This window comes from Winogradskyella epiphytica (assembly GCF_003217215.1).
Lineage (GTDB): Bacteria > Bacteroidota > Bacteroidia > Flavobacteriales > Flavobacteriaceae > Winogradskyella > Winogradskyella epiphytica.
Map to the genome: position 1 here is coordinate 1 of NZ_QJTD01000022.1, position 5,073 is coordinate 5,073.

Here is a 5,073-nt window from a genome sequence, read left to right on the forward strand (position 1 = left end):
AAAGTCTCTGCGTATATAATAACCTTATTCCTCTCCTTTGTTCTTTCTTATTTATAGGTCTTAATTTAGTGTTTTTATTAAAATGCTAACTTAAGCCGTATAAACGCAATAAGGGAGAAGCTGTTTAGCCCAAAGATAAAGTAAACAGCAAAAACAACACACAACCGAAAAGTAAAAGCGTCCTAAACCCTTACTGCGCTTATACACAAACGTTATCAACAATACTAATCAAGGTCATTCAATTTCAATTCAGTGTAGCACATTTCACAAACACCTTTATAATTTATTTCAGCATTACATAAAGTACAGTTGCTAACATTGTATAAATCAACATTATTAATTATTTCTTCTGTTTCTTTATCAATCCTTTTTTCTTCTATAAAACGCCTATCTTCTTTGTCTGTACCTGTACAGTAAAAGCATCTACAAGGGTTGTAGTGTTTTCTTTGTCCTCTGTATGTTTTCCCTTTTTTACCCATAATTAATAACGTTGTTTATACTCGTCCGTTGTACACAAGCTCTGAAAAGCCATCCGCACAAACAGCACATTTGGTTTTTGCCATCACAAATGCCAACGCTTAAAAAACCAAAAGAGCTATTTCTTTCCAACGCTACATCAGAAAACCAAACATAAGTATTGAATATCCTTTGAATTTTGTTAATTTTGTCAAGATTTTATTTTCAAGATGAAACTGACAAAAATGAAAAAATCGATTGGAGATTTTATCCATAATCTCAGAACAGAAAGTGGACTGACTCTTACACAGTTAGGAGCAAAATTGGATATTGACTCAGGAGCACTGAGCAAAATTGAAAACGGAAAAAAGCGGTTAGATGAAAAAACTTTGCCAAAATTAGCAGAAGTCTTTGAACTTGATTTAGATGAACTTAAGGAAGAATACATAAGTGAACAAATCGCTTATAAAGTATTTGAATCTGGTTGTAGTAACAAAGTCTTAAATCTTGCTGAGGAAAAAATCGTTTATATCAAACAACAAAACTTAACACAAACCAAAATTAAATTTCAATAAAGGAATATGAGATATTACGGAGCAAAAACAAAATTACTTCCATTTATTGAAGAAGCTGTTAAATCAACAGGAGTTAATGGTACATCAAATTTTGTAGATTTATTTGCAGGAACAACATCTGTAGGGCAACATTTTAAAAAATTAGGATATACAGTTTACTCTAACGATATGTTAGAGTTTTCCTATGCTTTGTCTAAGACATTCATAGAAACTAATAAACTTCCAACTTTCAAAAAATTAAAAAGTAAATTAAAAATCAAAGATGATAATCAACTAATTTTTGATTATTTAAATAATGTTGACGAACTAAACGAAGGGTTTATTTTTAAGAATTATTCTCCAAATGGAGAACGTCAATATTTTACTGACGACAATGCTTTAAAAATAGATACTTTTAGAACATTAATTCACGAGTGGAGAGAAAGTAAACTCATAAATGAATTAGAATATTATTATCTAATTACTTCTCTTTTGAGGTCTGTTAACCTCGTTAGCAATGTAACTGGAACATATGGTGCCTATCTTAAAACTTGGGACAAAAGAGCCTTAAATCCGTTAACACTTGAGCAAGTTCCAATTATAGAAAGCACAACTAAAAATAAAGCTTTCAAAAGAGACGCAAACGAATTAATCCGAGAAATTAAACCAGATTTATTGTATCTCGACCCACCATATAATTCTCGTCAGTACGCATCAAATTATTTCCTACTTGAATTAATCGCAGAAGGTTGGTTTGATAAAGAGCCAAAAATTTATGGTAAAACTGGAATGCGAGAATATGAACATCAAAAATCCAAGTATTGTTCTAAAGTGGATGCATTTAATGCATTGGAAGATTTAGTTTTACACGGCTCAAAAGCCAAATACATATTTTTAAGCTACAATAATGAAGGCGTTATTGACCAAAACAAAATAGTGAAAGCTATGGAACGTATTGGAGAGGTTGACACTCTTACAGAAAATCATAAAAGATATAAAAGCGTAAACCAAACAGCCGAAGACCCACAAATGACTTTTGAATTTGTATTTAAATTAAAGCCAAAAAAAACAGTTAACAAGGTTAATAATTTAACTGGTAAAGAGTGGTTACAAAATTCTTTTAGTATTTGGCGAGATTTAGGTAAATCTGAGGAAGAAAGAAAACTTAAGCATCCTGCAATATTCACTGTGAAATTAGCTTCAAAATTAATTGATACATTTTGCAAACCAAATGGTGGTTTAATTCTTGACCCATTTGCAGGTTCTGGAACTACTTTAATAGCAGGTTTATCCAAAGAAAAAGAAGTTATTGGTTTTGATTTAAGTCAAAAATTCAAAGATATTTTCCTAAAAAGAGCAACAAATTCATATGGATTCAATTCTTATGGGTTAGACTCCAAGTATGTGATAAATGATTCAAGATTCTTATCACAAAACATTGAAGAGAATTCTGTAGATTTATGCATAACCTCGCCTCCATATTGGGATGTTCTAAATAGAAAGAGAACTGCGGACAGTAAAGAAAACATAAACTACTCCGAAGATTTTGAAGACTTAGGGAACATTGAAGATTACAACGAATTTTTAGATGCTCTTAAAGGAGTATCAAACGAAGTTTTTAAAGTTCTAAAACCAAAATCTTACTACATTTTAAATGTAATGGATTTAAGAAAAAAGAGTAATTTTTACCCATTGCATATTGACGCAATCACAATAGCTAAAGAAGTTGGTTTCAATTTAGAAGATTTAATTATTTGGGACAGACAACAAGAATATAACAATATGAGACCATTAGGATATCCATATAAGTTTATAGTAAACAAAGTACACGAATATCTTATAATTTTAAGAAAACCAGAATAATGACACAACAAGAATTTTACATTAATGTAGGTTATTTGGCAAATCCTGCGAGAAGAACAAATATACAGGTGGAGATGCCACATCGACGACAAGCAACTTTTATAACAGAATATGCAAACTTAACAGGCAACTTTCCATTACCCAATAACTCTACTACTGCTCCTTACTATGTTTGGGCTCCAGGAGCAGATAAATATGGTTTAGAAACTCGTGCATATTTTGCATCAAATGCAAATATTCCACAAACTTTGATTGACACTCTTGAACCAAGAGGTTTTCAAAATAGACCTGGATATGATGCTTATGATAGACGAATTAGTAGAAAGAAAAACATTTTCCCTCTTTTAGAGGCTGGTTTTGTTCTTGGTCCAATTCAAGATGTTAATAGAATTAGAGGTTTAGTACCTGCCAACTACATTAATGATTTTAACACAGGATTTGCATTATAAATGGAAAAGAATAAAATATCTAATTTTTTAACTCCTGATATATCTTATTTATTGGGGTTAATAACAGGAAGAGGGGAAATACAATATAATAAAGATGTCAAAAAAATTATCATTGACTTTGAGTACAAAACTTTAAAGTCAACTGCAATTACTAAAACTTTTGACCAAAAACTACATATTCAAACAAGTCTTGATAAAGTTGTTGTTCGTCTTCAAAATATGGGAATCAACGTTGTAAAAGATGTTGCCGATAAAAAAATTTCTTTAGTTCTAAAATGGGACAGAGAAGATATAGCTTGGTTATTTATAAAATTTTTAATCAACGGAACTCGTTTTAGTTATCACGATTTTCAAGTTCCAGAACCAATATTTGAATCAACACAAGAAAACAAAAAAGAATTTCTAAGAGGAGTTAGTGATGTAACTGCATACGTTAGAGCTTCAAATTATTATGGTTTTTCAAAAGACCAACCTAAAAGGTATAGAGTTTATATTGAGGTTACTAATAAGAATTGGCATTTACCACCACAGCTTTGCCAATTAATTCAATCTTTAGAAATTCCAGTACAAAATATAAATTACGGTCATCCAAATCTAAGAGACCCAAACAATAAAAAAGGTAATAGATTTTGGGCGAAAGAACATCAAATGAAAATTTTTGCTGATGATTTCCAAGAAATCGGTTTTTACATTTCACATAAGGAAGAAGCTCTATTAGAATTAGCTGAAAGTAATCGAGAGAATTTTGATACACCAATTGATTTGTGCGATGGCACAACAAAAAGGAATAAAACTAAGCCCTCACATCCTGATGAAAATGATGATAGTTTACCTTCTGAGATTAGAAGTAAACACTTTAATGGATTTAAAGAAATTTGCAATTGTTTAAACTGTTATAAACAAAACTAATGTACAGTAATGAGATTGAAATGTATCCCGATATTATTCTTTGGCTTGAAAAACAGCTAAAAGGCAAATATGGAAAAAAGGCAAAAAAAATTACTGTTTTAGATACGCACGACAGCGATTTACTTAATTTTATTATAAAACTAAAATATCAAAGATTTTTTCCTGAGTTTACAACCTATAAAATTCGTCAAGATATTACTGGGTTTATTGAGTATGAAGATAAAGTTGATTTAGTTTTTGTTGAGTGTAAAAACGGAAAATTAAGTCTAATAAATTTGTCGCAATTAATTGGTTATTCTTGTATTGCTTTACCTGTAATATCAATTTTAATTGCTCCTCAAGGAATGGGAACAACTTTGAGTAAATTACTGACATCATTTAATCGGACAGATATTTTGGAATTTCGCCCAAATCGGAAAATCCAAGTCTTAAAGTGGGATTATAACAAAAAAGACATTGACCGAATGAATAGCATAACTTAAAGCCAACGCTGAAAGCCATACACATTGCCAAGTCGCTCAAAAGCCAACCGCTAAAGCCAAAACTTGGCAAAGAGTATGTCTTCTACCAACGCTAGCAAGTTTGCGGAAAGAAAAGCCAGTGTACAACAATGTATAAAAATAATAGCGGTTTAATCGCTAGAACGAAAGTAAGTAAATATAAAAAAGGTCTTTGTTTAACCGAAAAGTCAGTACGTGAAAATCCGCTACTATTCTTATACTAGACCGTTGCCAACAATATGAAAAATGAATTTTCCTGAAATAGGTTGACTAAAAATTAAACCTTTAATTATAGTCACTTATGAAAATAAAAAATGAACACTGGCGAAAAAAAAGCTATCA

The 5,073-nt window shown here is 30.8% G+C and carries 6 protein-coding genes; 5 read left to right on the top strand and 1 reads right to left on the bottom strand.

What is annotated here, in order from left to right; genetic code table 11:
- Positions 1–224: 224 nt before the first annotated feature.
- Positions 225–479 (bottom strand): hypothetical protein, encoded by a 255-nt coding sequence (locus DFQ11_RS14640; RefSeq protein ID WP_110476623.1) that lies wholly within the window; start codon positions 477–479, stop codon positions 225–227.
- Between the two features lie 222 nt (positions 480–701).
- Here DFQ11_RS14640 and DFQ11_RS14645 point away from each other — a divergent pair, with 222 nt between their 5' ends.
- Genes DFQ11_RS14645 through DFQ11_RS14665 form a run of 5 tightly spaced genes read left to right on the top strand, consistent with a single transcriptional unit; the run spans position 702 to position 4,713 of the window.
- A complete protein-coding gene (locus DFQ11_RS14645) occupies positions 702–1,031 on the top strand; it encodes a helix-turn-helix domain-containing protein (protein WP_158525011.1) in 330 nt (109 codons plus the stop codon).
- A 6-nt stretch (positions 1,032–1,037) separates the two neighbouring features.
- Positions 1,038–2,873: a DNA adenine methylase gene (locus tag DFQ11_RS14650; protein ID WP_110476625.1), complete on the top strand. Its 1,836-nt coding sequence runs from the start codon at positions 1,038–1,040 to the stop codon at positions 2,871–2,873.
- On the top strand, positions 2,873–3,322 hold the full coding sequence (locus DFQ11_RS14655; RefSeq protein ID WP_110476626.1) for a hypothetical protein: 450 nt from the start codon (positions 2,873–2,875) through the stop codon (positions 3,320–3,322). The genes DFQ11_RS14650 and DFQ11_RS14655 overlap by 1 nt, the downstream gene beginning before the upstream one ends.
- Positions 3,323–4,231, top strand: coding sequence for a hypothetical protein (locus DFQ11_RS14660; protein ID WP_110476627.1), 909 nt, complete (start codon positions 3,323–3,325; stop codon positions 4,229–4,231). It abuts the gene before it with no gap.
- 20 nt (positions 4,232–4,251) lie between these two features.
- Positions 4,252–4,713: a hypothetical protein gene (locus DFQ11_RS14665; protein WP_146221550.1), complete on the top strand. Its 462-nt coding sequence runs from the start codon at positions 4,252–4,254 to the stop codon at positions 4,711–4,713.
- Positions 4,714–5,073: the final 360 nt, after the last annotated feature.

Excerpts from the sequence above, each read along its gene's own strand:
- DFQ11_RS14665 (WP_146221550.1), top strand. The coding sequence starts at position 4,252 with ATGTATCCCGATATTATTCTTTGGCTTGAAAAACAGCTAAAAGGCAAA.
- DFQ11_RS14650 (WP_110476625.1), top strand. The coding sequence starts at position 1,038 with ATGAGATATTACGGAGCAAAAACAAAATTACTTCCATTTATTGAAGAA.
- DFQ11_RS14640 (WP_110476623.1), bottom strand. The coding sequence starts at position 479 with ATGGGTAAAAAAGGGAAAACATACAGAGGACAAAGAAAACACTACAAC.
- DFQ11_RS14660 (WP_110476627.1), top strand. The coding sequence starts at position 3,323 with ATGGAAAAGAATAAAATATCTAATTTTTTAACTCCTGATATATCTTAT.
- DFQ11_RS14655 (WP_110476626.1), top strand. The coding sequence starts at position 2,873 with ATGACACAACAAGAATTTTACATTAATGTAGGTTATTTGGCAAATCCT.
- DFQ11_RS14645 (WP_158525011.1), top strand. The coding sequence starts at position 702 with ATGAAAAAATCGATTGGAGATTTTATCCATAATCTCAGAACAGAAAGT.